At 56.0% G+C, this 26,964-nt stretch carries 20 protein-coding genes; 1 reads left to right on the top strand and 19 read right to left on the bottom strand.

Annotation, left to right across the window (positions count from 1 at the left end; translation table 11 throughout):
- Positions 1-110: 110 nt before the first annotated feature.
- The 13 genes from HMPREF2765_RS01225 to rpsJ form a co-directional block, all read right to left on the bottom strand.
- Positions 111-1,301, bottom strand: coding sequence for a YncE family protein (locus tag HMPREF2765_RS01225; RefSeq protein WP_049347277.1), 1,191 nt, complete (start codon positions 1,299-1,301; stop codon positions 111-113).
- Positions 1,302-2,253: 952 nt separating this feature from the next.
- The gene (locus tag HMPREF2765_RS01220; protein ID WP_049353343.1) at positions 2,254-5,010 is read right to left on the bottom strand and encodes a YncE family protein; all 2,757 of its coding nucleotides are present in this window, start codon (positions 5,008-5,010) and stop codon (positions 2,254-2,256) included.
- A 473-nt stretch (positions 5,011-5,483) separates the two neighbouring features.
- Positions 5,484-5,756: a 30S ribosomal protein S17 gene (rpsQ, locus tag HMPREF2765_RS01215; RefSeq protein ID WP_005508401.1), complete on the bottom strand. Its 273-nt coding sequence runs from the start codon at positions 5,754-5,756 to the stop codon at positions 5,484-5,486.
- Complete coding sequence (gene rpmC, locus HMPREF2765_RS01210; RefSeq protein ID WP_005504969.1) at positions 5,753-5,992, bottom strand: 50S ribosomal protein L29; 240 nt, start codon at positions 5,990-5,992, stop codon at positions 5,753-5,755. Before rpmC ends, rpsQ begins: the two co-directional genes overlap by 4 nt.
- A gap of 5 nt (positions 5,993-5,997) precedes the next feature.
- Positions 5,998-6,417, bottom strand: coding sequence for a 50S ribosomal protein L16 (gene rplP / locus HMPREF2765_RS01205; protein ID WP_005504968.1), 420 nt, complete (start codon positions 6,415-6,417; stop codon positions 5,998-6,000).
- Entirely contained in the window at positions 6,418-7,215 is a 798-nt protein-coding gene (gene rpsC, locus HMPREF2765_RS01200; protein WP_005504966.1) for a 30S ribosomal protein S3, read from the bottom strand.
- Positions 7,216-7,581: a 50S ribosomal protein L22 gene (rplV, locus tag HMPREF2765_RS01195; RefSeq protein WP_005504964.1), complete on the bottom strand. Its 366-nt coding sequence runs from the start codon at positions 7,579-7,581 to the stop codon at positions 7,216-7,218.
- Positions 7,582-7,641: 60 nt separating this feature from the next.
- Entirely contained in the window at positions 7,642-7,923 is a 282-nt protein-coding gene (rpsS, locus tag HMPREF2765_RS01190) for a 30S ribosomal protein S19 (protein WP_004005282.1), read from the bottom strand.
- Positions 7,924-7,935: 12 nt separating this feature from the next.
- On the bottom strand, positions 7,936-8,772 hold the full coding sequence (rplB, locus tag HMPREF2765_RS01185) for a 50S ribosomal protein L2 (RefSeq protein ID WP_005504961.1): 837 nt from the start codon (positions 8,770-8,772) through the stop codon (positions 7,936-7,938).
- Positions 8,773-8,812: 40 nt separating this feature from the next.
- Positions 8,813-9,115 carry a 50S ribosomal protein L23 gene (gene rplW, locus HMPREF2765_RS01180; RefSeq protein WP_005504959.1) on the bottom strand — a complete coding sequence of 101 codons (303 nt, stop codon included), beginning with the start codon at positions 9,113-9,115 and terminating at the stop codon, positions 8,813-8,815.
- A complete protein-coding gene (gene rplD / locus HMPREF2765_RS01175) occupies positions 9,115-9,732 on the bottom strand; it encodes a 50S ribosomal protein L4 (RefSeq protein ID WP_049341134.1) in 618 nt (205 codons plus the stop codon). Before rplD ends, rplW begins: the two co-directional genes overlap by 1 nt.
- Positions 9,733-9,738: 6 nt before the next feature.
- On the bottom strand, positions 9,739-10,395 hold the full coding sequence (rplC, locus tag HMPREF2765_RS01170) for a 50S ribosomal protein L3 (RefSeq protein ID WP_005504955.1): 657 nt from the start codon (positions 10,393-10,395) through the stop codon (positions 9,739-9,741).
- A gap of 13 nt (positions 10,396-10,408) precedes the next feature.
- The gene (gene rpsJ / locus HMPREF2765_RS01165) at positions 10,409-10,717 is read right to left on the bottom strand and encodes a 30S ribosomal protein S10 (protein WP_004005287.1); all 309 of its coding nucleotides are present in this window, start codon (positions 10,715-10,717) and stop codon (positions 10,409-10,411) included.
- 576 nt (positions 10,718-11,293) lie between these two features.
- Here rpsJ and HMPREF2765_RS01160 point away from each other — a divergent pair.
- Positions 11,294-14,623 (top strand): Fe2+/Zn2+ uptake regulation protein, encoded by a 3,330-nt coding sequence (locus HMPREF2765_RS01160; protein WP_239664258.1) that lies wholly within the window; start codon positions 11,294-11,296, stop codon positions 14,621-14,623.
- Between the two features lie 586 nt (positions 14,624-15,209).
- Here HMPREF2765_RS01160 and tuf read toward each other — a convergent pair.
- The 6 genes from tuf to HMPREF2765_RS01130 form a co-directional block, all read right to left on the bottom strand.
- Entirely contained in the window at positions 15,210-16,400 is a 1,191-nt protein-coding gene (gene tuf, locus HMPREF2765_RS01155; RefSeq protein WP_005508397.1) for an elongation factor Tu, read from the bottom strand.
- A 200-nt stretch (positions 16,401-16,600) separates the two neighbouring features.
- Positions 16,601-18,715 carry an elongation factor G gene (gene fusA / locus HMPREF2765_RS01150; RefSeq protein WP_070604077.1) on the bottom strand — a complete coding sequence of 705 codons (2,115 nt, stop codon included), beginning with the start codon at positions 18,713-18,715 and terminating at the stop codon, positions 16,601-16,603.
- 72 nt (positions 18,716-18,787) lie between these two features.
- The gene (gene rpsG / locus HMPREF2765_RS01145; RefSeq protein ID WP_005504941.1) at positions 18,788-19,258 is read right to left on the bottom strand and encodes a 30S ribosomal protein S7; all 471 of its coding nucleotides are present in this window, start codon (positions 19,256-19,258) and stop codon (positions 18,788-18,790) included.
- Positions 19,258-19,632 (bottom strand): 30S ribosomal protein S12, encoded by a 375-nt coding sequence (gene rpsL, locus HMPREF2765_RS01140; protein WP_005504939.1) that lies wholly within the window; start codon positions 19,630-19,632, stop codon positions 19,258-19,260. The genes rpsG and rpsL overlap by 1 nt, the downstream gene beginning before the upstream one ends.
- Before the next feature lie 697 nt (positions 19,633-20,329).
- Positions 20,330-22,366, bottom strand: a complete 2,037-nt coding sequence (locus HMPREF2765_RS01135) for a neutral/alkaline non-lysosomal ceramidase N-terminal domain-containing protein (RefSeq protein WP_070604076.1) — start codon at positions 22,364-22,366, stop codon at positions 20,330-20,332.
- A gap of 585 nt (positions 22,367-22,951) precedes the next feature.
- Positions 22,952-26,854 carry a DNA-directed RNA polymerase subunit beta' gene (locus HMPREF2765_RS01130; RefSeq protein WP_070604075.1) on the bottom strand — a complete coding sequence of 1,301 codons (3,903 nt, stop codon included), beginning with the start codon at positions 26,852-26,854 and terminating at the stop codon, positions 22,952-22,954.
- Positions 26,855-26,964 lie beyond the last annotated feature (110 nt).

Genomic DNA, 26,964 nt, shown 5'->3' with positions numbered 1-26,964 from the left:
CCCCCCCCCCCCGGTCCTACTCCCCACCTCTCAGACATACGCACAGTGCTAGAGCGCGGCACGCACTACGTTGATATATCAGCTGCTCTCAGTCGCTCTTCACTCATCAGCTAGGGCATATATACTTTCGCGATACCGTCACGAACGATAGGGCGAGGAGGTTCTCCCGGTCGAGTCTCTTCTGCAGCCTCATAGTATTCGCCAGAGTTTGCATCCAGCACGTAGGGAACCTCAGCTGCGGGGTAGTCTCCTGCTTTATCGACAGCAATGACACTCCCGTCCTTCAACAGGACCTGGTGGTTAATGCGGGTGGGAGCCACCTGCACGGTGTCAATAATGGCTCGATTGAGCGTATTAATGACGGTAATAGTTCCGCCACCAGCAACTGCCGCCTCCCCCTTGCCACCGAAATCAGCAACATAGAGCAGGTGACGTTCTGCATCGAGCAAGATATCGGTGGGCATCTTTCCGAACGGAAGATAAGCGAGGTGCTCACCCTCAAAGCTCAGAACATACAGACCGCCATTCTTACCCTCGCGCCCTTGCGCAGAGACATATAGTTCACCGCGCGTCGAAACAATCTCCACACCGTGAACACCGACTGGAGTATTGGCGTCTTCCCCGCCAATTACGGGCAGCTTGCGTGCAAGCTCCCAGGTATTCATATCCACAACCCAGATTTCATCTCGCATAATATTCGGGATGTACAGGAGGCTACGGCTTTCGTCCGCTACGGGTCCTAGTAGCATGGCAGGGCCTTCCCCTTGAAGGGGGCTAACCCTACGTTCCCCCTCTGCGGTGGGTGCAGAAATCACCTGGTAGCCGCCCATTCCGGTAACGAGTACGGCACCGTTGGGTGCGACGTATAGCTCACGCGGAGTCAGCATCTCTACTTCTAGAACGAGAGAATCCCATACGCGCGATAGGTCCTTTTGGGAGTATGCGGTAACCGAGTTTGTGTGGGTTCCTCCGGTCCAGAGAAGCCCCCGTTCATTGTCTGCGGCTAACCCATAGGCAGCTTGAACCTGGAAGAGGTTTGCTAGTTCGGGGTTATTTTCCGGGATAACGGGCAGAGTAGCCGTCTGCTCAATCTGCAGGGTATCCGCGTTTATGCGAGCAATTGTGGCGCAGAGAGTGCCGTGGGTCTTTGTGTGGTTATAGCTTCCACTTACAAAAAGAACGTTCTCTTCAGGGTTGTATGCCACTTGATACTGGCCAGCAAGTCCCGCGGAACGATCCACGGAAAAACGCTTAGCATCCGGCACGTTCTTCTGCTCTTCTCCTGCGACAGGGGGAACCATAAGTATCTCCAGAGTTGTGTAGTTTGGAGGCTAGCTCACCTTATATTTTGCGGGCTTAGCATCCGGAGCTTTCTGCTGTATATCTTACGCTTTGCCCACCATTTTGAGGCTTTTCTAGTGCAGTCCATGCACTACGAAATTCATCCTCAAGAGGTCCTATATTTTGGCATCCGGAGCTGTTCTCCCCTCCGGCTCTGAGCGGGGCAAATTTACCCCATGAAAGCTTTACAATCTAAACATAATTAGCATAAAAGACATATATCTAGAACTATCGGCATCTTCTAGAACTAAAAGACTTATATCGAGTCGACCAGAGCCATAGATTTTGTAATATTTCTTCACCTCTGACCCCCTCAAAACAGCGTTCTGAAAAAATCTGCTTAAAAATTTAGAAATTAAGGGTTGTTTTTTCAAAAATCAAGTTTTTTAGCAAAAATCGCGATTCAAGGTGCGAAAATCAGCGAGATGTACCATAATAGAAGAGACGCATGCGTCAAACAAGAGGTTCGGTCCTTATCGGACAGATTTCTTGGGTCCCTTTTTCCTCGCTAATCCGTTTGTCTAGGGACCGAACCTCGCTTTGACACTAAACCCGCACTTCGGTGCGGGTTTTCTTCGTATTTGAGGCGTTAGAATCCCGCACTTCATTCTTCAGGCTGTTAACTCGTCAAATAAGGGCGGGCGAGCGCAGAGGGTGCGCTTCACCCTTCCTCCGCTTCTCTTCCGCTCTCCCCCGCTACTACTTCTGATCCTGGTCTAGGCCTTCCGCTCGAATACAGACGTATAGGCAAAACGATAGGGGCGGTACCCATCGGTTCGATGGGTACCGCCCCTTTCAGCGCCTATCGGCAGTTTCAGAGAGTCAAGCGGGTTCTTGAATATCTAGCAGATCCCGCTCTACCTCTTTCGCTACCGCCAAGCGGTAGTATCGTGGGCTGCCGTGGGGTACGGGCTATGCCTTGCGGCGACGTGCTACCAGCACGGTTGCGCCAACGACCAGGGCAAGAACGCCGATTCCTGCAGCAACGACGATGCCCGAAGCACCGGTGTTAGCCAGCGAAGACTTCGAGGAGCTCGAAGCGGTGGAGCCGTTGTTGGAAGAGGTGACGTTCTGCGACGAAGAGCCGGAGGTCTTCGGTGCAGTGCTGTCCTTCTTCTGAGCATCAGACTTCAAAGAATCCGCGGGAGCCTTGGACTGATCCTTAGCGTTTTCCTTTACCTGTTCCTTGGAGTCTGCCGGTGCGGAAGGCGCCTCAGAGGGGTTAGTTACAGGTGCATTAGCCGATTCGGATGCCTTCGGTGCAGGTGCCTGGTTGTCAACGCTGAAGGTGTATTCTGCAGCCACACCACCGCGCACGTTATCGTTCTCGGTCAGGGAACCGGAGAGCAGGTAGATAGCAACGCTATCGCCGGTCTTCAGTTCTTCAGTCAGGTTAGAGTTTGCCACGGTGGGGCGGTCGATGGTTGCGGTGAAGTTACCGTTTTCGTCCGCCTTGATGTATGCCCAGATGCCTGCGCTATTGCCTTCAACGCCTGCGAGCTTAGGCTCTACCTTCGCAGAAATAGCGCCCTTGTTCAGCTTGACGGCGATAACGGAGCCCTTACCGTCCAGAGTCTTGAAGCCTTCACCGCGGAAGGTCAGCTTCTGGCCGTCCCAAGTCTTGGGGAAGTAGACCTTAGCGCCGTCCTTGTACTCGTGCACAACTTCATTGGAATTTGCGCTTTCGGAGGGTGCCGGGGTGCTCGGCTCGGGCTTAGCAGACTCGCTCGGAGCCGGAGTAGTCGGCTCAGGCTTAGCAGACTCACTCGGAGCCGGAGTGGTCGGCTCAGGCTTAGCAGACTCGCTCGGAGCCGGAGTGGGCTGTTCGCTATCCGGCAGGCTCAGCTTAGTGCCGGCAGGGTAAGTGGTAGTCACGCCAGAAGGAGTAGCAGCGACCTGGGTGGTTTCTGCCGGTGCGCAGGTCTCAGCGGTGTCTGCCTTCTTCTCTGCAACAGTTGCGGAGAGCGCTTCACCACCGCGAGGAGTGTCACCTTCAACAATGGAGCCGGAGAGCAGGAAGACCGATACCTTATCGCCGCTCTTCAGATTTTCCGTCAGGTTGGAGTTCTCGGTGGTCGGGTACGGCAGTTCAGCGGTGAAGTTACCGTTTTCATCTGCCTGGATGTACGCCCAAACACCTGCGCTGTTGCCCTCAACGCCGTTGAACTTCGGCTCTTCCTTCGCGGAGATACGACCCTTGTTCAGCTTAACGGCGAGCACGGAGCCCTTCGAACCGTCCTGAGTCTTGAAACCTTCACCACGCAGCTTCAGGGTTTCACCGGTGGTCCAGTCCTTCACTGCGTAGAGCTTAGCGCCGTCGGCATAGGTCTTCACCAGCTCTTCAGAAGCAGTCTGCACTGCCGGCTTCGCGGCAGTTTCAACGGTGGTGTTGATCTTCACCATGACGCCGGGGGTAATCGGGGAATCTGCGTTGTCCTTGCCCTTAGGCTCGGTGCTAGAGGTGCGGTATTCACCGGTGGTCTTATCGATGGTGTAGTCGGTTTCGATAGCGGAAGCGCCTTCGACGCTACGTGCTACAGCGTATACGCTACCGTCTGCAGTGACCAGAACATCATTCGCACCGCTAGTTGCGCCGGTGGACACCTGAGACACAACGGTGCCGGTGCGTGCGTCAACAACGCCGACGTTGCCGGTACCGTAATCGGTCACGTACAGCAGGTCACGGGCTTCGTCGGAGGCGAGAGCGAGGGCCTGGTTGCCGAAAGGAATGGTCTTCTTGTAGGCACCAGTTTCCAGGTCGTAGACGGTGATACCGGAGTTAGTGCCCTTACGGTCACCCTGGGTGCTGACGTAGATTTCCTTCAGGGACTTGTCGATAGTGACGTCCGAGGGGTTCAGAGTAGCTTCAGCATTTTCCTTGTGCAGCTGAATGGTCTTCTCAACCTCGTAGCTCTTGGTGTCAATCACCTTCACGGTGCCGGCACTCAAGGAGGGTACGTAGAGCTTGCCATCAGCGGAGTCTACGTGCATGTTCATTGCGATGTCAGATTCGCCCTTGGCGTCGGTGAATTCAATCTTCTTGACCAGGGCGTGCAGGGTGGTGTCGAAGACACTAATGCCGCCCGAGCCAGATACAAAGACCTTGCCGCTAGAGGGGTCGATGCGTACCTCGCGGGGGTGGTTAACGTCGCCTTCTGCGCTACTCCAGATAATCTTGTTGGTCGCGGGATCGAAGACAGATACCTTGTTGACGCGGGTCTGGGTCACCCATACGTATCCGGTTGCTTCGTCGTAGGCAATACCGTAGGGAGATTCAATCTGCTTGCCGGTCGGTGCGGTAGCGCCACGTGCAATAAAGTCCGTGGTCGGGAACTGGTAGACAGTAGCAAGGCTCGGGGTGGATGCAACGTTCCAGGTGCCGACGCCACCGGTCAGAATCGGCGGGCGTCCGGAGGAGAAGGAAGTGTAGAGGGAGGAGGTTGCGGCCGAGTATGCCAGCTGGTACTGGCCGGGCAGGCCCTGGTACTGGGTAGCGCTCACTGCAATGTGGCGGCATTCCTCAGTGGAGTTCTGGGAGTTCCCGCCGGGAACGGATGCGGAGACGTTTGCCGCAAAGGTAGCAGGAACGGCAGCGAAAGAGCCTGCAACAACGGAAAGTGCGCCAGCAATGGCGAGCAGCTTACGTGAGGGCTTGGGCGAAGAAGTCATGATGATCCTCGATGATGTGTAGTGGTACTTCTCCAAAGGTCGTGCAACCTCCGGAAGGTGCAAAGCCACCCGACTGATTATTAGGCAAGGTTACGCTAAGCAACTATAAAGTTGATAATAAGTCCCTAATCAGGTTGTTTTCAAGTGCTGCTCATCGGATTCCGCAGTCCCCAGGCGCCTTACTCACGTATTACTTTTCATTTTTTCGCCCTAATTCCGCCTCCACATGCGTTTTCTTCTCTAGCAGCGTCTACTTATGGACTGCGCCATCAACGCGAGAGAAAAATATTGCTTTCTCGTATGACATATCAAGACATTTATGACAAATGTTGTCTTAGCGTCTGTTATTAGCCCATGCCATAGGGCGCCCGCCCTAGTTTTTCCTGAACAAAGGTTAAACGCAAAGAGCCCCTCTCCTACCGAAGTAGGAGAGGGGCTCTTTTACTGCTCTAGCAGAGAGTCATGAAAAGGGCTTACTTAGCCTTCTCGATGATCTCCACGATACGCCAGCGCTTGGAAGCGGACAGCGGACGGGTCTCTGCAATCAGAACGAGGTCACCGATGCCAGCAGCGTTCTGCTCATCGTGTGCCTTGATCTTGGAGCTACGGCGAACGACCTTGCCGTACAGTGCGTGCTTCACGTGGTCCTCGACCTCGACGACAACGGTCTTGTCCATCTTGTCGGAGACAACGTAGCCGCGGCGGGTCTTGCGGTAGCCGCGCTCTTCGTTCTTTACTTCACTCACTTGGACTCACCTTCAGTTGCGGGACGAATACCGAGCTCGCGCTCACGCAGCACGGTGTAGATACGTGCGATGTCGCGCTTGATAGTGCGGCGACGACCTGCGTTAGCCTGACCGGTGACTTCCTGGAAGCGGATGTTGAAGAGTTCCTTCTTCGCTTCGCTCAGCTTTGCAGCCAGCTCTTCGTTGGAGAGCTCTGCGAGCTTATCGATGCTCAGGTCCTTGGATCCTACTGCCATCTCGCTTATTCACCACCTTCGCGGCGACGCACAACACGTGCCTTCATCGGGAGCTTGTGGATTGCCAGGCGCATTGCCTCGCGAGCCACTTCTTCGGACACACCGGAGAGTTCAAACATGACTCGACCCGGCTTGACATTTGCGACCCACCACTCGGGCGAACCCTTACCGGAACCCATACGGGTTTCAGCGGGCTTCTTGGTCAGCGGACGGTCGGGATAAATGTTGATCCAGACCTTACCGCCACGCTTGATGTGACGGGTCATTGCGATACGTGCAGCCTCAATCTGGCGGTTGGTTACGTATGCGGGCGACAGGGCCTGAATGCCCCACTCACCGAAGCTAACCTCGGTGCCGCCCTTTGCGAGACCACTACGCTTGGGGTGGTGCTGCTTGCGGTACTTTACTCGACGGGGAATAAGCATTTATGCCTCACCGTTCTCTGCAGTCTTGGCCTCGACCTTTGCCGAAGCGTTCTCGTTGCGGCGCTCGCGACGAGGACCACGGTTGCCCTGGCGGCGGCGGTCACCATCGCGGCGGTTGCCACGGCGGTTGTTTGCTGCCTGCTGAGCTGCCAGCTCCTTGTCGGTCAGGTCGCCCTTGTAGATCCAGACCTTCACGCCGATGCGACCGAAGGTGGTCTTAGCCTCGAAGAAGCCGTAGTCGATGTTCGCACGCAGGGTGTGCAGGGGCACACGGCCTTCGCGGTAGAACTCGGAACGGGACATTTCAGCGCCACCCAGACGGCCGGAGCACTGGATACGGATACCCTTTGCGCCTGCACGCTGTGCGGACTGGATTGCCTTCTTCATTGCACGGCGGAATGCAACACGCGATGCGAGCTGCTCTGCGATGCTCTGTGCAACCAGCTGAGCGGAGAGGTCGGGGTTAGCAACCTCGAGGATGTTCAGCTGAATCTGCTTGTTGGTGAGCTTCTCGAGCTCGCCGCGGATGCGGTCTGCTTCTGCGCCACGGCGGCCAATCACGATACCGGGACGAGCGGTGTGGATGTCCACACGCACGCGGTCACGGGTACGCTCAATCTCGACCTTTGCAACGCCTGCGCGATCCAGGTTCTTAGCCAGCAGCTCGCGGATCTTTACGTCCTCGCGGACGAAGTCAGCGTAACGCTCGCCGGGCTTGTTGGAATCAGCGAACCACTTGGAGACGTGGTCAGTGGTGATGCCCAGTCGGAAACCGTTCGGGTGAATTTTCTGACCCATTTAGCGGTCCTCCTCCTTCTCCGGGGTAGCAACTACCACGGTGATGTGGCTGGTGCGCTTGTTGATTCGGTATGCGCGACCCTGAGCGCGGGGCTGAATGCGCTTCATGGTCGGGCCCTCGTTCACGAATGCTTCGCTGATGAACAGCTCTTCCTCGCGGAAGGGCAGACCCTGCTGGGTTGCCTTCTGACGAGCGTTAGCTACTGCCGAAGCAACGATCTTGTATACCGGTTCCGAAGCTGCCTGGGGGGCGAACTTCAGAATCGCCAGAGCCTCTTCCGCCTGCTTACCACGGATCAGGTTGACGACACGGCGGGCCTTCATAGGCGTAACGCGAACGAAACGCGCTGATGCCTTGGCTTCCATTGCCTATCTCTCTTTCGTCTATTGCCGAAAGGGAAACGTTAGCTTATCGGTGTGAACCGATTAGCGACGCTTGCCCTTACGGTCGTCCTTCACGTGGCTGCGGAAAGTGCGGGTCGGAGCAAACTCACCGAGCTTGTGACCAACCATCGACTCGGTGATGAACACCGGCACGTGCTTGCGACCGTCGTACACTGCGATGGTGTGACCGAGCATGTCGGGGATAATCATCGAGCGACGCGACCAAGTCTTGATTACGTTCTTGGTGCCCTTCTCGTTCTGAGCTGCAACCTTCAGGTAGAGGTGCTGATCAACGAAAGGGCCCTTCTTCAAACTACGAGGCATGTTTCAGGCTCCTTAGCGCTTCTTGCCAGTACGACGGCGACGAACGATGAGCTTGTCGCTTTCCTTGTTGGGACGGCGGGTACGACCCTCGGGCTTACCGTTGGGGTTAACCGGGTGACGACCACCGGAGGTCTTACCTTCACCACCACCGTGCGGGTGGTCAACCGGGTTCATGACCACACCACGGACGGTCGGGCGGATGCCCTTCCAGCGGTTACGGCCTGCCTTACCCCAGTTGATGTTGGACTGCTCAGCGTTGCCAACTTCACCAACGGTTGCGCGGCAGCGAACATCCACGTTGCGGATTTCGCCGGAGGGCAGACGGAGCTGACCGTACTTGCCTTCCTTAGCAACCAGCTGTACAGAAGCACCTGCGGAGCGAGCCAGCTTTGCGCCGCCGCCGGGGCGGAGCTCGACACAGTGAATCACGGTACCAACGGGGATGTTGCGCAGGGGCAGGTTGTTACCGGGCTTGATGTCAGCTGCGGGGCCGGACTCGACGATGTCGCCCTGAGCGAGCTTGTTCGGAGCGATGATGTAGCGCTTGGAACCATCGAAGTAGTGCAGCAGTGCGATGCGAGCGGTACGGTTGGGATCGTACTCGATGTGTGCAACGCGTGCGTTCACGCCGTCCTTGTCGTGACGACGGAAGTCGATCAGACGGTACTGGCGCTTGTGGCCGCCACCCTTGTGACGGGTGGTGATGCGACCGGTGTTGTTACGGCCGCCGGTCTTGTGAAGCGGACGAAGCAGGGACTTTTCCGGGGTGGAGCGGGTGATCTCGGAGAAATCAGCAACGCTCGAACCGCGGCGACCCGGGGTCGTCGGCTTGTACTTACGAATACCCATTTAGATATTTCTTCCTTCGTTAAAGTGGTCTCCGCGGGGCTTATGCCTGCGGACCGCCGAAGATGTCGATGGTGCCTTCCTTGAGGGTCACAATCGCACGCTTGGTGTTCTTGCGAGCGCCCCAACCGAAACGGGTGCGCTTGCGCTTGCCCTGACGGTTGATGGTGTTGACGGAAGCAACCTTGACGTCAAAGATCTTCTCGATGGCCTGCTTGATTTCCAGCTTGTTGGAATCGGTAGCGACCTCGAAGGTGTACTTACCTTCGTCGAGCTGACCGTAGCTCTTCTCGGAAACGACGGGAGCGATGATCACGTCGTATACAGACTTGGTGGAAACGCTCATTACTTAGCGCCCTCCTTCTTCTGAGCTGCAGCAACGAATGCGTCGAATGCTGCCTTGGTGAAGACCACGTCGTCAGAAACCAGCACATCGTAGGTGTTGAGCTGATCTGCGTACAGAACGTGAACGTTCTCCAGGTTACGTGCGGACAGAGCCACAACGTCCTCTGCACGAGCAATCACAAGAAGGATGTTCTTGCGCTCGGTGATAGCTGCGAATGCAGCCTTTGCAGCCTTGGTCGAGGGGATTTCACCGGAGATGAAGTTCTCGACAACGTGGACGCGGTCGTGACGAGCGCGATCGGAGAGAGCACCGCGCAGTGCAGCGGCGATCATCTTCTTGGGGGTGCGCTGTGCGTAGTTACGCGGGGTCGGACCGTGAACAACGCCACCGCCGGTCATGTGCGGTGCACGGATGGAGCCCTGACGTGCGTTACCGGTACCCTTCTGCTTGAAGGGCTTACGGCCTGCACCGGAAACCTCGCCGCGGTTCTTGGTCTTGTGGGTGCCCTGGCGTGCAGCAGCGAGCTGTGCAACGACAACCTGGTGCAGCAGGGGCACGGATGCCTGCGCGTCGAAAATCTCTGCGGGCAGGTCTACCTTAAGGGTCTTAACAGCCATGATGTATTAGGCTCCCTTCACAGCGGTACGAACCAGAACAACGCCGCCCTTGGGACCGGGGATTGCGCCCTTGATCAGCAGGACATTGTTCTCTGCGTCCACACCCTGGATAGTCAGGTTCAAGGTAGTGTGACGTGCTGCGCCCATACGGCCAGCCATGCGCATACCCTTGAACACGCGTGCGGGGTAGGATGCGCCACCGATGGAACCGGGCTTACGGTGGTTCTTGTGCTGACCGTGAGACGCGCCAACACCCTTGAAGCCGTGACGCTTCATAACACCTGCGAAGCCCTTACCCTTGGTCTTACCAACGACGTCGACCTTCTGGCCTGCTTCGAAGAGCTCAACGGTCAGTTCCTGACCGAGGGAATACTCAGAAGCATCTGCGGTACGCAGCTCGACGATGTGGCGACGGGGGGTAACACCGGCCTTCTCGAAGTGACCAGCCAGGGGCTTGGTAACCTTGCGAGAGTCGATTGCACCGAAACCGATCTGAACAGCTTCGTAGCCGTCAGTTTCCTGGTTACGGATCTGGGTAACAACGTTAGAATCAGCCTTGACGACGGTGACGGGCACGAACTTGCCGTCCTCGTCCCAGACCTGGGTCATGCCGAGCTTGGTGCCCAGCAGGCCCTTCACCTGGCGCTCGAATTTGTTAGTCATTAGATGCGATCCTCTACAGCTTGATCTCGATGTTTACGTCTGCCGGCAGGTCGAGACGCATGAGGGCATCAACAGCCTTGGGGGTCGGATCAACAACGTCGATCAGACGCTTGTGCGTACGCATCTCGAAGTGCTCGCGGCTGTCCTTGTACTTGTGGGGAGAACGAATAACACAGTAGACGTTCTTCTCGGTCGGCAGCGGCACGGGGCCAACTACAGTTGCGCCTGCGCCCTTGACCGTTTCGACGATTTTCCGTGCCGAAGAATCGATGACCTCGTGGTCATAGGACTTCAGACGGATGCGGATTTTCTGTCCCGCCATCTGTCGGACTCTCTTTCTTGATGTATTCCCTGTATCGGAGCTTTTGCCCCTTTGTTATAGCGCTTAAGGAACGCGATATATTCATCACGTGCGCCACTCAGAACGGACTGAATCCGGCTTTGCCGGGTTCCTCACCCCGCCTGAGTACCGACCCCCGAACTCGGGCGTGTCGCCTATTTTCTAGACAAACTCGTCCCGTCATCCTTCGGACCGGGTCATACGTGGGCCTACCTTTAGTGCAGGTAGACGCTTTGACAACGTCGTCAATTCTCTCAGAGTTAGAGCCCTGATGCAATACGAACACAAGTTAAGTGCTTAAGAACACTTAACTGTCGCTGTCAACCTGAGGATACTCCCGCGATGTAACTCTCAGGGAGCTTTCAATCTACTTTCAGTAAGTTCCATGCGCTTTATTGCTCTTAATAAAGCTTTTAGGCCTAAAGACTCTCGTATCGTAGAAGTATCACTACAGCCTAAGGAGAAACCATGTCTCAGCCGACACAACCTCATCAGGCATCCTCTAGCTCTCACTCTTCGTCTCAGAGCCCTCAGTATGCTCAGCCGCAAGGTCTCGGCTTGTACGTTCCCCCGTCCCTATCGAGTCCGTATCCTCAGCCTCCTGCGCAGCGACGCCGGGTCAATGAGGATATCTTCCTCAATATTGTTCTGTACATCGGTTCGCTCCTGCTCATCGGTGCTGCGGGTCTTTTTGTCACCTCTGTGACGTCTTCTCAGGATGAAACGGCTATCTTCCGTGTCCTCGCAATGGCGCTTGGAGCAGTCGTCTTCTACGGAGCCGGTCTGCTCACCTACCGTTTCGTAGAGCGCCTGCGTATTGCCTCCTACTCTTTTGCAGCAACCGGTCTTGCGTTTATTCCTCTGACTGGCGTTGCTGCCTATGTCCTCAAGATTTGGGCTGAAGGACGCTACGTCTGGCTTCTCACGTCTCTGGTTGGCACTGCAGCCATTGTTGGTGCCTGTGCCCTCATGCGTAACCGCGTGATGGCGTACCTGCTGATTTCGTTCATTGTTTCGGATTCATTGGCGGCTACGAAGGTAGCGGCTCTGCCTTTCGTTTGGTATTTTGTTTCACTGACTGCGGTTGCCACCGTTCTGGGTTTGGTTCTGCATTTTGCCCCGAATGCTGCTCCGAAGGGCATCCGCGAAGGTCTTGTTGATTCTTCCCGCATTTTTGTTCCGGCTACTGCCATCGCTATTTTCTTCTTCACCAACGATTTGAGCTACACGGACGCGGGTATTGCCTTTGCGGTTATGTCTGTGCACGCCATTCTGTTCACCTGGCTGAACGGCACGGCAGATTACTACGCCCAGGCACGCATCTACCCGATTGCTTCCATTCTCTCCTTCATCATGGACTCGGATCACGGCCCGTGGTTCCCCAGCTTCTTCTTCGTCTCGGTCCTGGTTGTTAACCTGATTTCTGCGTACGTATTTATTCCTCGTCTGCAGAAGACTATTGCTGGTTCCGCTCCTGCTACTGATGAACAGCCCGAGCAGGTGCAAAGCACCCCGGCTATCCCCTGGGCGAAGGAAGCTCTTCACCAACCCGCTCGCAAGATAGAGTGGTTGCCGGCAATTGACGCATGCGTCGGCGTATTCTTCTCCTTCTTTGCTCTCCTTGATGCCTTCTACACTGCTCACGTCGCTGATAGCGTTACCTACGCAACGCGCTGGAGCGCCTTCCTTCCCTACGCAGAAGGCAATCAAGGTATCTTCCCCGCCCCCTGGGTTATCGGTGTCCTCTGCATCGTGAGCTTCTTGCTGTACCGCAAGGCAATTCAGCCTCTGGTGCTCATGAGTTTTGTAGCGCTCATTCCTGTTATTGGCATGTACGCCTCCCCTGGCAACCAGGGAACGTTCTACCTCTTCTTTGCCGCGGCTGTAGTCATCTATCTGGTCAGTGCTAAGGCTCCCGAGGCACGTACCGCTGGAGCGGTACTGAGCAACATCGGTTATGCCATTGGTATGATTCAGCTCTTCCTCGCTCTCATTCCTGAGATGCAGACTTCTGAGTCGCTTTTGATGTTTGCGTTGGTCTGCGCCGCTATTGCGCTGCTGACTTTTGTCCTCTCTCAGGGCGTTGCAGTACAGAACGCAAGCTACCGTCTTGTAGAGATGTCGGTCTACCTCTTCTTGGGCGTTTTTGCTCTCTTCGTTGGGTACGTAGCTAACCATGCTGATGGCGGAGCACATGGCCGATTCTGGGTTGGTTTCCCGCTCTTCTCGGGTGCCGTCCTCTTCTTGAGCGTCCTGAGCGCTCTTATTCTGGCCCGCGCGCTACGACTTTCGGATGTTGGTTCCTTCCGCTCCACGCTTGTCATGTTTGTCCGTATCGCGTTCTACGCGACTCTGCTTATCGCGACGATTGGCTCGCGACACTACCTGCTGTACGACTTGCAGAAGGAGTACATTGCTGTAGCACTGCCGGCGCTCCTAACCGTCGTTTATGGTGCGCTTGGTTTCTTTATGCCGGTTGGCTCTTCGATTCGTTCGGAGCTACTCACCGTTGCGCGATTCCCCATCTGCTGGTCGGTCATTCTGCTCGCGATTACCGGCAATATGAAGGAATCGCTCGTAGACTTCCTCGTACTTGCACTGCTGGCGGTTCAGGCGCTGTGCAGCGTGCTACTCTATGCGTACTCCAAGCGAAACTACGAAGCATACGCGGCGGCGATTTTCTTCACCCTTGGTTCTGTCCTGAGCGCAGGCCGTTTCATTGGCGATTTTGATAATCTTCTGTTCGCGGTAGCAACTCCTGCTATCTTCATCGCTGTATGGGTGCTTGCCCTTATCTTCAGGGTCTCCCGCATGCAGATTGGTGCCTCCATCAGCATCACGACTTTCTGCATCGGTGCTCTGTGGAATCTCTTCAACACGAGGGAAAGCACAATGGAGATGACTCTTCTGGGCTACTACGCTCTGATTGCCGTCATCATCCTGTTCGTCCTGAAGGTCACGCTCCCGATTGAGGTCTTCGGTGTGAACGCTAATGTTCGTCCGCGCATCGCTGTCCCGGTTGGTAATACGATGGTTGATTTGCCGATGCACGGCCCGTTGGGTGCCCCTTACGCGCGTTTCCTGTCTCGTCGTCCCCTGAGCCAGGGTATCTATGCACCGGTCAATACGCTGCTGATGATTCCCGCTCTGGCGACGCTGGGATTCTACACTTTCGTTGGGCTGGTTTTTGAGCCCAGGCAGGTGGAGCTCAACGCACTTCTCTGGGGTCTAGGCGCTCTGTCCTTCGTGTCTGTCACCAAGGCGAAGAACCTGCCGATCGTCTGCACCACGGCGTTCAGCCTCTTCATTGCCCGTCTGGTCATTGATTACTCGAAGTCCAATCCTCTGAGCGTCATTCTTGAGGTTGCTCTCCTGATTATGCTGGCTGTTGTGGCCGCCAAGGTCCTCAAGAACTTCATCGCAAAGAGGCCTGTAGATACGCAGGTATCGGATTCTCCTCTGTACTGGGCTTTGGGCCTGCAGGTATTCCTCACCCTGGTAACGTGGGCAGTTCCCGCTGACGGTCCGGATATCGTGGTGCTGGTACTCGGCATTGCCCTGACTCTCCTGAGCGCTCTGCTGCTCGACCGAGTCTGGACCTATATCGCAACTGCGCTAGTCACCCTCGACCTGGCAATTTTGCTCAACGGTCTGAACCCGCTGACTCTGCTGATTATCTCTATTCTGCTCATTGCCGGCGTTATCTGGCGTCTGTTGGTTCGACAGAACAAGCAGGATGCAGCAGCTCCGCACCAGGGTTCTGAGCAGCTTGAGGACTTCCCGCCGCCTCAGAATCAGCCGGTTATGTACCCTCAGAGCAATGTCCAGATGCAGCAGCCCCCGGCTCCTCAGCAAGGCTACGAGCCTCGCCACGAGGAAAACATCTAGCTATCAGCACGTATAGCTTCTATTCCTACGGCATTCTGTAGTAGGATTACCTATGTCCCTTCCGAGGGGCAGTCATTCGAATTGCGGTTCCCAGCCTTCGGGCTGGGAACCGTTTTTCTTTGGCCGCAAACCCTATTCGCATCTGCAACGTCTATCTCGCGTCCTTTTGCCAGCTCCTTGAAAGTGTGTGGGCGTTCAAGAACGGTAAGCCAATGACAGCGCATCTGTTCCCCTATGCCCTGCTACAGGTCTGAGGCACGGGTGTGCGATACTGCTACCGCTCTGAGGATTCCTCACCATTGGCTCCTCACCGCTGAGGATCCGATCTTCTCCCCTATCTTTTAGCGTGGGTTTCTGCCGCACAATAGCGCTGAGAGCTTGTTGAAGGGCGTCTATAGCGCCCAGGACGTGGTTACGAGGTTCTCCCAGCAGAGAGGGATATACCTGCCTCTTTGCTGCCTTCAGCAACCCACAAAAGGGCATAACAAAAGGACCCCCGCAGATGCGGGGGTCCTTGAGTATCGCTACCTGGTGGAGAGTTTCCCCTCCGGCAAATCTTTAGCGAATTGTCGTAAACTTACGGCAATTACTTGATGATCTTGGTAACGCGACCCGAACCAACGGTGCGGCCACCCTCACGGATAGCGAAGCCGAGGCCCTCTTCCATTGCGATGGGCTGGATCAGGGTAACGGTCATCTCGGTGTTGTCACCGGGCATAACCATCTCGGTGCCCTCGGGGAGGGTGATAACGCCGGTCACGTCAGTGGTACGGAAGTAGAACTGAGGACGGTAGTTGGAGTAGAAGGGGTTGTGACGGCCACCCTCATCCTTGGAGAGGATGTAGACGTTTGCCTCGAACTCGGTGTGGGGGGTGATGGAGCCCGGCTCCACGACAACCTGACCACGCTCAACATCGTCACGCTTCAGACCACGCAGCAGCAGACCACAGTTCTCGCCTGCCCATGCTTCGTCGAGCTGCTTGTGGAACATCTCGATACCGGTAACGGTGGTCTTCTGAATCGGGCGGATACCGACGATCTCGACCTCGGAGTTGATCTTCAGGGTACCGCGCTCTGCACGACCGGTAACAACGGTGCCACGACCGGTGATGGTGAAGACGTCCTCGATGGGCATGAGGAAGGGCTTGTCCTTCTCACGCACGGGGTCCGGAATGTAGGTGTCGACTGCGTCCATGAGCTCCTCGACCTTAGCAACCCACTCGGGGTCGCCTTCGAGAGCCTTCAGTGCGGAAACGCGAACAACGGGAGCGTTGTCGCCGTCGAACTCCTGCGAGGAGAGGAGGTCACGGACCTCCATCTCGACGAGATCGAGGAGCTCTTCGTCGTCAACCATGTCTGCCTTGTTCAGTGCAACCAGCAGGGTGGGGACGCCAACCTGGCGAGCGAGCAGAACGTGCTCGCGGGTCTGTGCCATGGGGCCGTCGGTAGCTGCAACCACGAGGATTGCGCCGTCCATCTGAGCCGCACCGGTAATCATGTTCTTGACGTAGTCAGCGTGGCCGGGAGCGTCAACGTGTGCGTAGTGGCGCTTCTCGGTCTGGTACTCGATGTGAGCAATGTTAATGGTAATACCGCGCTGGCGCTCCTCGGGAGCGGAGTCGATCATACCGAAGTCGCGCTTCTCGTTCAGGTCCGGGTACTTGTCAGCCAGAACCTTGGAGATTGCTGCGGTCAGGGTGGTCTTACCGTGGTCAACGTGACCAATGGTACCGACGTTAACGTGAGGCTTGGAGCGCTCGAACTTAGCCTTAGCCAAGAGTGTTCCTCCTAGAACGATTGAAAACATGCACGCGGATCTTCGCTCCGGCGCATCCCGTTATAAAACGGTCTAGCGTCTACAATAGCGGATTACGCCGCAGAGATGAAACTGTTCATGCTCTCAATAATGGATTTAATTGAAAATTTTAGCGTGGGCCACAGGTTTTTAGCCCGTGGCCCACGGGTGAGACGCGAAAATTACTCGCCGCGGCTCTTCTGAATGATCTCGTCAGCGACGTTCTTGGGAACCTCGCCGTAGCTGTCGAATGCCATCGAGAACACTGCACGACCCTGGGTCTTACCACGCAGGTCGCCAATGTAACCGAACATTTCGGTCAGGGGCACGATAGCCTTGATGATCTTAACGCCGGATGCGTCCTCCATGGAACGAACCTGGCCACGGCGGGAGTTCAGGTCGCCGATAACGTCGCCCATGTACTCCTCGGGGGTACGAACCTCAACGTCCATCAGCGGCTCGAGCAGGACCGGGTTAGCGCGCTTAGCGCCTTCCTTGAAGACCATCGAACCAGCGATCTTGAACGCCATTTCGGAGGAGTCGACGTCGTGGTATGCGCCATCGATCAGGGTTGCCTTCACGCCCACCATCGGGTAGCCAGCGAGGACACCGAACTTCATAGCGTCCTGGATACCAGCGTCGACCGAGGGGATGTACTCGCGAGGAACGCGGCCACCGGTGACCTTGTCCTCGAACATGTACAGCTCTTCGCCATCCAGGGGCAGGGGCTCGAAGGAGACCTGCACCTTTGCGAACTGACCGGAACCACCGGTCTGCTTCTTGTGGGTGTAGTCGACCTTCTCGACTGCCTTCTTGATGGTCTCGCGGTAAGCAACCTGAGGCTTACCAACGTTAGCCTCAACCTTGAACTCACGCTTCATACGGTCAACGATGATGTCCAGGTGCAGCTCACCCATACCACCAATTTCGGTCTGACCGGTTTCTTCGTTCAGCGAAACGGTGAAGGTGGGGTCCTCAGCGGAAAGCTTCTGGATAGCGGTGGACATCTTCTCCTGGTCACCCTTGGTCTTGGGCTCAATAGCCACGAAGATCACGGGATCGGGGAAGGTCATCGACTCGAGGACAATCGGGTGTGCGGGGTCGCACAGGGTGTCACCAGTGGTGGTGTCCTTCAGACCGATTGCTGCGTAAATGTGACCTGCGGTAATCTCCTCAACAGGGTTCTCCTTGTTGGAGTGCATCTGGAAGAGCTTACCGATACGCTCCTTCTTACCCTTGGTGGAGTTCAGAACCTGCTGGCCCTGAGCTGCGGTACCGGAGTACACACGGGTGTAGGTCAGCTGACCGTAGAACGGGTGAGCTGCAACCTTGAACGCCAGTGCTGCGAAGGGCTCGTCTGCGGATGCCTTACGGGTCAGCTTCTCTTCCTCGTTGGAGGGGTTGGAGCCGACAACGTCCGGAACGTCCAGCGGGGAGGGCAGGTACTCGATCACAGCGTCCAGCATGGGCTGAACACCGCGGTTCTTGAATGCAGAACCACAGAGAACGGGGAATGCCTCACCGGAGATAACCAGCTGACGGATACCAGCCTTAATCTCGGGGATGGTCAGCTCGCCCTCTTCGAGGTACTTCTCCATGAGCTCTTCGCTAGCCTCAGCAACAGCCTCAACCAGCTCAGCGCGGTACTGCTCAGCCTTCTCAACCAGGTCAGCAGGAATGTCCTGAACCTCGTAAGAAGCACCCATGGTCACGTCACCCTTGGCGTCGCCGGGCCATACGTATGCCTTCATTTCGAGCAGGTCAACGACACCGATGAAGTCGCTCTCAGCACCGATGGGGAGCTGGACAACCAGCGGGCGTGCACCCAGGCGGTCGATGATGGTCTGAACGGTGAAGTAGAAGTCAGCACCCATCTTGTCCATCTTGTTGACGAAGCAGATACGGGGGACATCGTACTTGTCAGCCTGGCGCCAAACGGTCTCAGACTGGGGCTCAACACCTTCCTTGCCGTCGAACACAGCAACTGCGCCGTCGAGGACGCGCAGGGAGCGCTCAACCTCAACGGTGAAGTCAACGTGACCGGGGGTGTCGATAATGTTGATCTGGTTGTCCTTCCAGAAGCAGGTGGTTGCTGCGGAGGTAATGGTAATACCTCGCTCCTGCTCCTGAGCCATCCAGTCCATGGTGGAAGCGCCGTCGTGGGTCTCACCGATCTTGTGGTTAATACCGGTGTAGAACAGAATGCGCTCAGTGGTGGTGGTCTTACCGGCGTCGATGTGCGCCATAATACCGATGTTGCGGACCTTGTTAAGGTCGGTGAACACGTCAAGTGCCACGTTATTCTCCCTAAATGAGATACTCCGAAAGCCTGCCGACTCGAATTGACTCGGCAGGCTCTAAACGGAGAATTACCAGCGGTAGTGTGCGAAGGCCTTGTTGGACTCGGCCATCTTGTGAGTGTCCTCGCGACGCTTCACAGCGGCACCGAGACCGTTGGACGCATCCAGGATCTCGTTCATCAGACGCTCAGTCATGGTCTTCTCGCGGCGCTGCTTGGAGAAGCCAACGAGCCAGCGGAGAGCCAGAGCGGTGGAACGGCCGGGGCGAACCTCAACCGGAACCTGGTAGGTTGCACCGCCAACGCGGCGGGAGCGAACCTCGAGAGAAGGCTTGATGTTGTCCATTGCCTTCTTCAGGGTTGCGACCGGGTCAGAACCGGTCTTCTTCTCGACGCCCTCGAGGGCACCGTAGACGATGCGCTCTGCGACGGACTTCTTGCCATCCAGCAGAACCTTGTTGATCAGCTGAGTGACCAGAGCAGAACCGTAAACAGGATCGTTTACGAGGGGACGCTTGGGAGCGGGACCCTTACGAGGCATTACTTCTTCTCCTTCTTAGCGCCGTAGCGGGAGCGAGCCTGGCCGCGACCCTTAACACCCTGGGTATCCAGAGCGCCACGAACGATCTTGTAGCGAACACCGGGGAGGTCCTTCACACGACCACCGCGAACGAGCACAATCGAGTGCTCCTGCAGGTTGTGACCCTCACCGGGGATGTATGCGGTAACCTCGACGCCGCCGTTGAGCTTGACACGAGCGACCTTACGCAGTGCCGAGTTCGGCTTCTTCGGGGTGGTGGTGTACACACGGGTGCACACGCCACGCTTCATGGGGTTGCCCTTCAGTGCGGGCGCCTTGGTCTTAACGACCTTGGGAGTCCGGCCCTTGCGGACCAGCTGCTGAATAGTAGGCACGTTTTCTCCGTTGCTTGATCAGGTTTCTCGTTAGAAAATCCCGTATAAACTTACTGGCCCCCATCACGTTGGATGGGTGCTCTCGGTTATCAGAAACGCTCGGATGCATATCCGGTTGGTTTCTATAGGTTCCTCGACATCTCGGCGAGTTCTCAGGGCTAAAATTCCTCACCGCCAGAGGTGAAAAAGTTTTTGGGCACGCTTAAAAATGGCATTTAGGCGTCAGCAAAAAGCAACACCAAAGGACGGTATCCATACTGCCATTGATTCATCATGCCCGTGCCCTCGGGATAATCCCGCGCAAACCCACCGGGGGTGGATCCTTGTGCACCGAGCTCAAGTACTTCGGATAAGACTATACAGGTTAAATCCCGCTTAATCTAGCGCCAGAGCAGGGATTCTTTGCTTTTAAGCCCCCATCTAAGGGTAAAAACTGATGATTTACCTCACTTAATTACATCTTTGGGATTTACCGCTCCCTCACTGCTTCCTCGGCCTCCTCTGTTTCTTTTGCCTCCTTGCCGCAATTTAAAAACTTAAAGCAGAAGACCGACAAGAACCCTCTCGACGATTCTTGGCGGCATCAACAGATACGGGAGGCGAACGCATAGCTGCACCCGCCTCCCGCAATCCCGCAAGAGAATATTCAGTTATTGGTCTGCCACAGTAGCTACTGGGCTAGGCCACCTGGAAGAGACTACGCCACCTGGAAGACTCGAGTCTGACCCTCAAACGGGGTGATAGTCTTCGAATTCTTCTTAGCATTGCCGTAGTAGCGGATGCGGTACTGCCCCTTAGGAGTATTAGCCGGCACCTTCCAGCGAACCGTCACCTGAGACGCCGAAACACCAATGCGCTTCCATTCAAAGAAAGTATCCGGGTTGTTATCCCCGGTGTAGTACCTCCAGGTATTACCCACACGACGCTCAATCACGAAGTAGCTACCATCGTGATGCATGTTGTTATTGGGGTGAGCACCAGCAAAACGAGCCGTTACCTCTTCGCGGCCGGCAATAGCGTCCTGAGGCTGCTGAGTGACCTGACCGTAACGCATACCAAACATGGGGGTATCGTAGACGACCTTACCCTGCAGGCTGGCTACCGGGCGACGATCATTCGGACGGTCGCCAATACCCAGCGGAGTGCCGTTCTTCAGCGAAGTTCCAACAACATTAATGGTCTGACGGAACGCACTGGAGGTGTAACGACCGAAGAGGGTCGCACCACCTTCATACTGCTGAGAGTCATACTCCTCAGGAGTCGTCACGTAGTGGTCGTAGGCATTGGTGTAGCCCTGCAGAATAATATGCGATTCGGGAACACCAAAAAGCTTGGCAGCATCCTGGCGGTACTGCACACCCACCGCGCCGGTGAACTCACCGGGCATACCCAGCAGGTAGTAGTCACCGAAGCGCATAATCTGCACCGGATACTTTTCCTGAATGATCGTTCCATTTTTTGCAGAGAAGAGAATACCCTTCGGCTGCTGGCAACGCGCCTGCGCGGCGCTCGGAGTGAACACCAAAGTACCCAGAATAGAGGGGCGACCAGAGCCTTCCTTATAGGCATCCCAGCCACCGCCGCCATCCTCAGTGGAGCCGGCACCAAACGAAGTACCCAGGAAGCCCTGGCAGGTGCGCTCATTATGGCCGCTACCGGTGTACCTGGCATCCACGTTCATGCCCGAGAAATTGAAGTACGAAATACGCGAATCCAGACCCTTACCCACCGGAGTACCCGCACTCTTGAGCTGAGAACGCACAGCATTAGCCTGCTTCTCGCCCTGAATCTTCACATTCTTGAACTGGTCATTAGTGGGACCCTGACCAGGCTTCAACCAGGTATTCGGGGAAACATCACCGGCATTAGCATTCGCAAACGCCGCAACGAAACCATCGCCGCTACCGGGAACATTGCGGTCAACGCCGTGATCCTGAGTCTCCAGCAGATACTCCGCGTAACCCTTGTTATCGCTCGAAATCAGAGTATTCTTCGAGGTCAATGACGTCGGGTGAATCGCATACCAGTTCAGCACCGCGCGAGTCTTACCGTTACGCTCCAGACGCAGAGTCATATTGGTCGGATCGGTACCGCCGGGCAACTTAGAACGCAGCTGAGGAGAATCCAGGTTAAACGCCTCGCGGGAACGGTTAGCACCAATACCGGTCAGCTTCGAAGACGAAATCGTCAGGTTACCCGGAGCCAGATCCTTAGTTGCCTCGCGGATTGCCTTCAGCGAACCATCCACCTGAGCATTGAAAGTGTCCTGATGGAAACCCAGAGTGGTGATGTTGTACAGGCTCTGGTGCGTAATACCACCGGGGGTCGCGTGGGTGTGAGTCGCGGTAATCATAATGTTCGACTCATCGTACGCGGAGCCAAACTCTGCACGGATACGCTTGACCAGTTCATCACGCAGTGACTGCCAGCCAGTCAGAGAGTCCAGGACAACAATGAGGTTGCGCTTACCGGAGGCGCGATCCACCGCGATAAAAGCGCGAGCATACTGGCGAGTATGCACACCACTACCCTTCTGGGAAGAGTCACCATAGCCCATGAAGCCAACTTCACCGGGCTCACCGGTAATATCCGCCGCACCCGCACCTACCAGGTAGGGGGTAGCACTAGCGCTCTGAGAAGCAGGGGCCGCGGTCGCAACCTGACCGGCGGGAAGAATTGCGGAAGCCGCAATAAGGCATGCTGCACCAATGCGAGCAAGAGAATGGGTAGGCACCTTAAAACGCGAAAAAACAGAGGAGCGCTTTTGCTCCCCAGCAGTCGAGGAGGGATTCTGTTCAGATTCGTGAGGCTGTGCCGTTCCGGAAGACAGTTGGGTGCCACCAGTAGTCACCCGTCCGGAAGTGATTGGAGTGATATGCATGCCTTCAAGAATAGAACCTAGTCAAAAGGCTTTCCAGTTGAATTAGCACTGTTCAAATAAAGAACATTTATTCCATGTATACCCCAAAGAAAAACGAGTGAATATTCTATATATTGCAGTCCTAGTGCGGTTTCTAGGGAGATTTAGAATATTTGACCGCCATCTAATTTCTTGCCCAGTCAAGAAATTTTCCCAGTTTGAAAAAATAATGCACTCTAATGATTTTTTATAAATAGATTCGTCCACTAGGCAAAAAATATACAACCTTCCCCTGAAGGATAAAGAATATTAAAGTACCGCTTAAAAGAATGCCACCCTCCCCCACCTATTCGTTAAACACAGAACGCGGATACCCGAGACAAACTCGAGTATCCGCGTTCTTTATCAAGGACCAGGCCGGGAGCCTAAACCCCCAACCTGCCCCTCATGGCAGAAGCCTTAGTCCAGACCACGACCGTACTCATCCAGCGAAACAGCCATAAAGCCGCCGTTGCCGTAAGTGTACACCTCGTTATCCATCTGGAACGCGCTCTGGTAACCACCGAAAGTGTCCAGAGCCTGCATACGCTCAGCAGTAGCCTGGGGGCTGGGCTCAACCTCAATATCGTTGTAACGTGCCAGACCGGTACCGGCGGGAACCAGCTTACCGATGATCACGTTCTCCTTCAGGCCGAGCAGCGGGTCAGTCTTCGCCTCCATAGCAGCCTGAGTCAGGACGCGGGTGGTCTCCTGGAAGGAGGCCGCCGACAGCCAGGACTCGGTAGCCAGCGAAGCCTTGGTAATACCCATCATTTCCGGACGGCCAGCTGCGGGCTTCTTACCCTCAACCAGTGCCTTACGGTTAGCAGTCTGGAAAGCAATGTTATCAACCAGCTCACCAGGCAGCAGATCGGTATCACCAGACTCAATCACGGTCACGCGACGCAGCATCTGGCGAACAATAACCTCAACGTGCTTGTCGTGGATTTCCACACCCTGCGACTTGTACACGCCCTGAACCTCGCTCACCAGGTGCTTCTGAGCCTCACGAGGACCACGAATACGCAGAACCTCCTTCGGATCAACAGAACCGGTAGCCAGCTGATCGCCAACCTGAACGTGATCGCCGTTCTGCAGCTTAGAAGCTGCACGACGCAGAACAGTGTAGGACTGGGGCTCGGAACCATCGTCCGGGGTCACCACAATCTTGTAGGACTTCTCGGTATCCTCAATGGTCACGCGACCAGACACCTCAGAAATCGGGGCAACACCCTTGGGGGTACGAGCCTCGAACAGCTCCTGAATACGGGGCAGACCCTGAGTAATATCGTCAGCCGAAGCCACACCACCGGTGTGGAAGGTACGCATGGTCAGCTGGGTACCGGGCTCACCAATCGACTGAGCCGCAATAATACCAACAGCCTCACCAATGTCCACCAGCACGTTCGAAGCCATCGAACGACCGTAGCACAGTGCACACACACCAATAGCGGACTCACAGGTCAGAACCGAACGGACGCGAACATCCTTCACGCCTGCCTTGAAGAGCTTCTCGATGAGCTCATCAGAGACATCGGAGCCAGCAGCAGCCAGAACGTTGCCAGCCTCATCCTTCACGTCAACCGCAAGGGTACGACCGTGAATTGAAGTCTCAACATCCTGGTGCAGACCGCCATCCTCATCAATCAGAGGCAGAACCAAACCGCGGCGAGTGCCACAGTCGTGCTCGCGAACGATAACGTCCTGCGAAACGTCCACCAGACGACGAGTCAGGTAACCCGAGTTAGCGGTACGCAGCGCGGTATCAGCCAGACCCTTACGTGCACCGTGGGTCGCGATGAAGTACTCCAGAACCGACAGGCCCTCACGGTACGAGGACTTAATCGGGCGAGGCATAATCTCACCCTTCGGGTTCGACACCAGACCACGGATACCCGCAATCTGACGGACCTGCATCCAGTTACCACGTGCACCGGAGGTCACCATACGGTAAATGGTGTTCAGACCACCGTGAGAGCTCAAGTTCTCACGCATAGCCTCTGCAACCACGTCGGTAGCCTCGGTCCAAACCTTAATCAGCTCCTGACGACGCTCTTCGTCATCGATGGTACCAATCTCGAAGTCGTCCTCAATTGCAGCAGCCTGCTTCTCGTAGCGCTCCATAATTGCCGGCTTCTCAGAAGGAGTAGCAATATCGGAAACAGCCACGGTCACGCCCGAACGAGAAGCCCAGTAGAAACCGGAGTTCTTCAGGTTATCCAGGGCACGAGCCACAACATCCATCGGGTAACGCTCAGCCAGATCATTAATCAGGCTACCCAGACCCTTCTTATCTGCCACGCCAGAGAACCAGGGGTAATCCTTCGGCAGAGCCTGGTTGAACAGAACCTGACCAACAGTGCAGTCCAGCAGCACAGAATCGCCGGGCTGGTAACCCTCCGGTGCTTCCCAATCCTCGGGAGCAACAAACTGGTCACCATCAAGGCGAATCTTCACCTTGGTGTACAGCTCAATCTCATGACGATCCATCGCCATCAGAGCCTCAGACACCGAGGAGAATGCATGACCCTCGTTCTTCTGACCATCGCGAGGAGTAGTCAGGTGGTACAGACCAATAATCATATCCTGCGAAGGAACAGCCACAGGGCGGCCATCCGACGGCTTCAGGATGTTGTTCGAGGACAGCATGAGGATACGAGCCTCAGCCTGAGCCTCAGGAGACAGCGGCAGATGAACTGCCATCTGGTCACCATCGAAGTCAGCGTTGAACGCGGAGCAAACCAGCGGGTGCAGCTGAATAGCCTTACCCTCAACCAGCTTCGGCTCAAACGCCTGAATACCGAGGCGGTGCAGAGTAGGTGCACGGTTCAGCAGAACCGGGTGCTCAGCAATAACCTCTTCCAGCACGTCCCAAACCTGCGGGCGGAAACGCTCAACCATACGCTTAGCGCTCTTAATGTTCTGAGCGTGGCTCAGCTCCACCAGACGCTTCATAACGAAGGGCTTGAACAGCTCCAGCGCCATCTGCTTGGGCAGACCACACTGGTGCATCTGCAGCTGAGGACCAACCACAATCACGGAACGACCCGAGTAGTCAACACGCTTACCGAGCAGGTTCTGACGGAAACGACCCTGCTTACCCTTCAGCATGTCAGACAGAGACTTCAGGGGGCGGTTACCGGGGCCGGTCACCGGGCGACCGCGACGACCGTTATCGAAGAGCGAGTCCACAGCTTCCTGCAGCATACGCTTCTCGTTGTTCACGATAATCTCGGGAGCACCCAGCTCCAGCAGACGCTTCAAACGGTTGTTACGGTTAATCACACGACGGTACAGGTCGTTCAGGTCGGAGGTCGCGAAGCGGCCACCGTCCAGCTGAACCATCGGGCGCAGTTCCGGCGGAATAACCGGAACGACATCCAGGACCATACCCAGCGGAGAGTTGTTAGTGGTCAAGAAGGCGTTAACAACCTTCAGACGCTTCAGAGCGCGGGTCTTCTTCTGACCCTTACCGGTCTGAATAATCTCCTTCAGAGCCTCAGACTCAGCCTCCAGGTCGAAGGACTCCAGACGCTTCTTAATAGCCTCTGCGCCCATCGCACCCTCAAAGTACATGCCGTACTTATCAATCATGGAACGGTACAGCGCCTCGTCACCCTCAAGGTCAGCGACCTTCAGGTTCTTGAAGCGATCCCACACGCGATCCAGGTGCTCAGCCTCGCGCTCGTAGCGCTTACGCACCGACGCGAGCTGACGCTCAGCGTTATCGCGCAGCTTACGCTTCTCAGCAGCCTTGCCGCCCTCAGCCTCAATACGAGCCAGCTCCGCCTCAACCTCACGGCTGATAGCGTTCACGTCAGCGTTCAGAGCAGCCTCAAGCTCCTGCTTCTCACGGTCGTGAGCAGCCTGCAGCATCGGCAGATCCTCGTGACGAGCCTCCTCGTCAACCTTAGTGATCATGTACGCAGCGAAGTAAATGACCTTCTCCAGGTCCTTCGGAGCCAGATCCAGCAGGTAACCCAGGCGGGAAGGAACACCCTTGAAGTACCAAATGTGGGTAACAGGAGCAGCCAGCTCAATGTGACCCATACGCTCACGACGTACCTTAGAGCGGGTCACCTCAACACCACAGCGCTCACACACAATGCCCTTGAAGCGCACGCGCTTGTACTTACCGCAGTAGCACTCCCAGTCCTTGGTGGGGCCGAAGATACGCTCGTCGAAGAGGCCGTCCTTCTCGGGCTTCAGGGTACGGTAGTTGATGGTCTCGGGCTTCTTAACCTCACCAAAAGACCAACGACGGATGTCGTCGGCGGTGGCGAGGCCAATTCGCATCAAACCAAGCGAAGATTCGTTGGACATATCGGTCCTAATCTCTTTCTGTAAGTTTCTGAAGACTTGGGTTAGCGGGCAGGAACCCCACAACGCACGCGAGCGCATGCGGGGTTCCCCACCCTAGAAGGAGGCGGTGC

The sequence above is a fragment of the Rothia sp. HMSC062H08 genome (genome assembly GCF_001810775.1).
In the GTDB taxonomy this organism is placed as follows: domain Bacteria; phylum Actinomycetota; class Actinomycetes; order Actinomycetales; family Micrococcaceae; genus Rothia.
Note: the sequence above shows the minus strand (reverse complement) of the source record. Positions and strands in the feature narration are given on the sequence as shown.

Excerpts from the sequence above, each read along its gene's own strand:
- HMPREF2765_RS01225 (WP_049347277.1), bottom strand. The coding sequence starts at position 1,301 with ATGGTTCCCCCTGTCGCAGGAGAAGAGCAGAAGAACGTGCCGGATGCT.
- HMPREF2765_RS01220 (WP_049353343.1), bottom strand. The coding sequence starts at position 5,010 with ATGACTTCTTCGCCCAAGCCCTCACGTAAGCTGCTCGCCATTGCTGGC.
- rpmC (WP_005504969.1), bottom strand. The coding sequence starts at position 5,992 with ATGGCAGTAGGATCCAAGGACCTGAGCATCGATAAGCTCGCAGAGCTC.
- rplP (WP_005504968.1), bottom strand. The coding sequence starts at position 6,417 with ATGCTTATTCCCCGTCGAGTAAAGTACCGCAAGCAGCACCACCCCAAG.
- rpsC (WP_005504966.1), bottom strand. The coding sequence starts at position 7,215 with ATGGGTCAGAAAATTCACCCGAACGGTTTCCGACTGGGCATCACCACT.
- rplV (WP_005504964.1), bottom strand. The coding sequence starts at position 7,581 with ATGGAAGCCAAGGCATCAGCGCGTTTCGTTCGCGTTACGCCTATGAAG.
- rpsS (WP_004005282.1), bottom strand. The coding sequence starts at position 7,923 with ATGCCTCGTAGTTTGAAGAAGGGCCCTTTCGTTGATCAGCACCTCTAC.
- rplB (WP_005504961.1), bottom strand. The coding sequence starts at position 8,772 with ATGGGTATTCGTAAGTACAAGCCGACGACCCCGGGTCGCCGCGGTTCG.
- rplW (WP_005504959.1), bottom strand. The coding sequence starts at position 9,115 with ATGAGCGTTTCCACCAAGTCTGTATACGACGTGATCATCGCTCCCGTC.
- rplD (WP_049341134.1), bottom strand. The coding sequence starts at position 9,732 with ATGGCTGTTAAGACCCTTAAGGTAGACCTGCCCGCAGAGATTTTCGAC.
- rplC (WP_005504955.1), bottom strand. The coding sequence starts at position 10,395 with ATGACTAACAAATTCGAGCGCCAGGTGAAGGGCCTGCTGGGCACCAAG.
- rpsJ (WP_004005287.1), bottom strand. The coding sequence starts at position 10,717 with ATGGCGGGACAGAAAATCCGCATCCGTCTGAAGTCCTATGACCACGAG.
- rpsG (WP_005504941.1), bottom strand. The coding sequence starts at position 19,258 with ATGCCTCGTAAGGGTCCCGCTCCCAAGCGTCCCCTCGTAAACGATCCT.
- HMPREF2765_RS01130 (WP_070604075.1), bottom strand. The coding sequence starts at position 26,854 with ATGTCCAACGAATCTTCGCTTGGTTTGATGCGAATTGGCCTCGCCACC.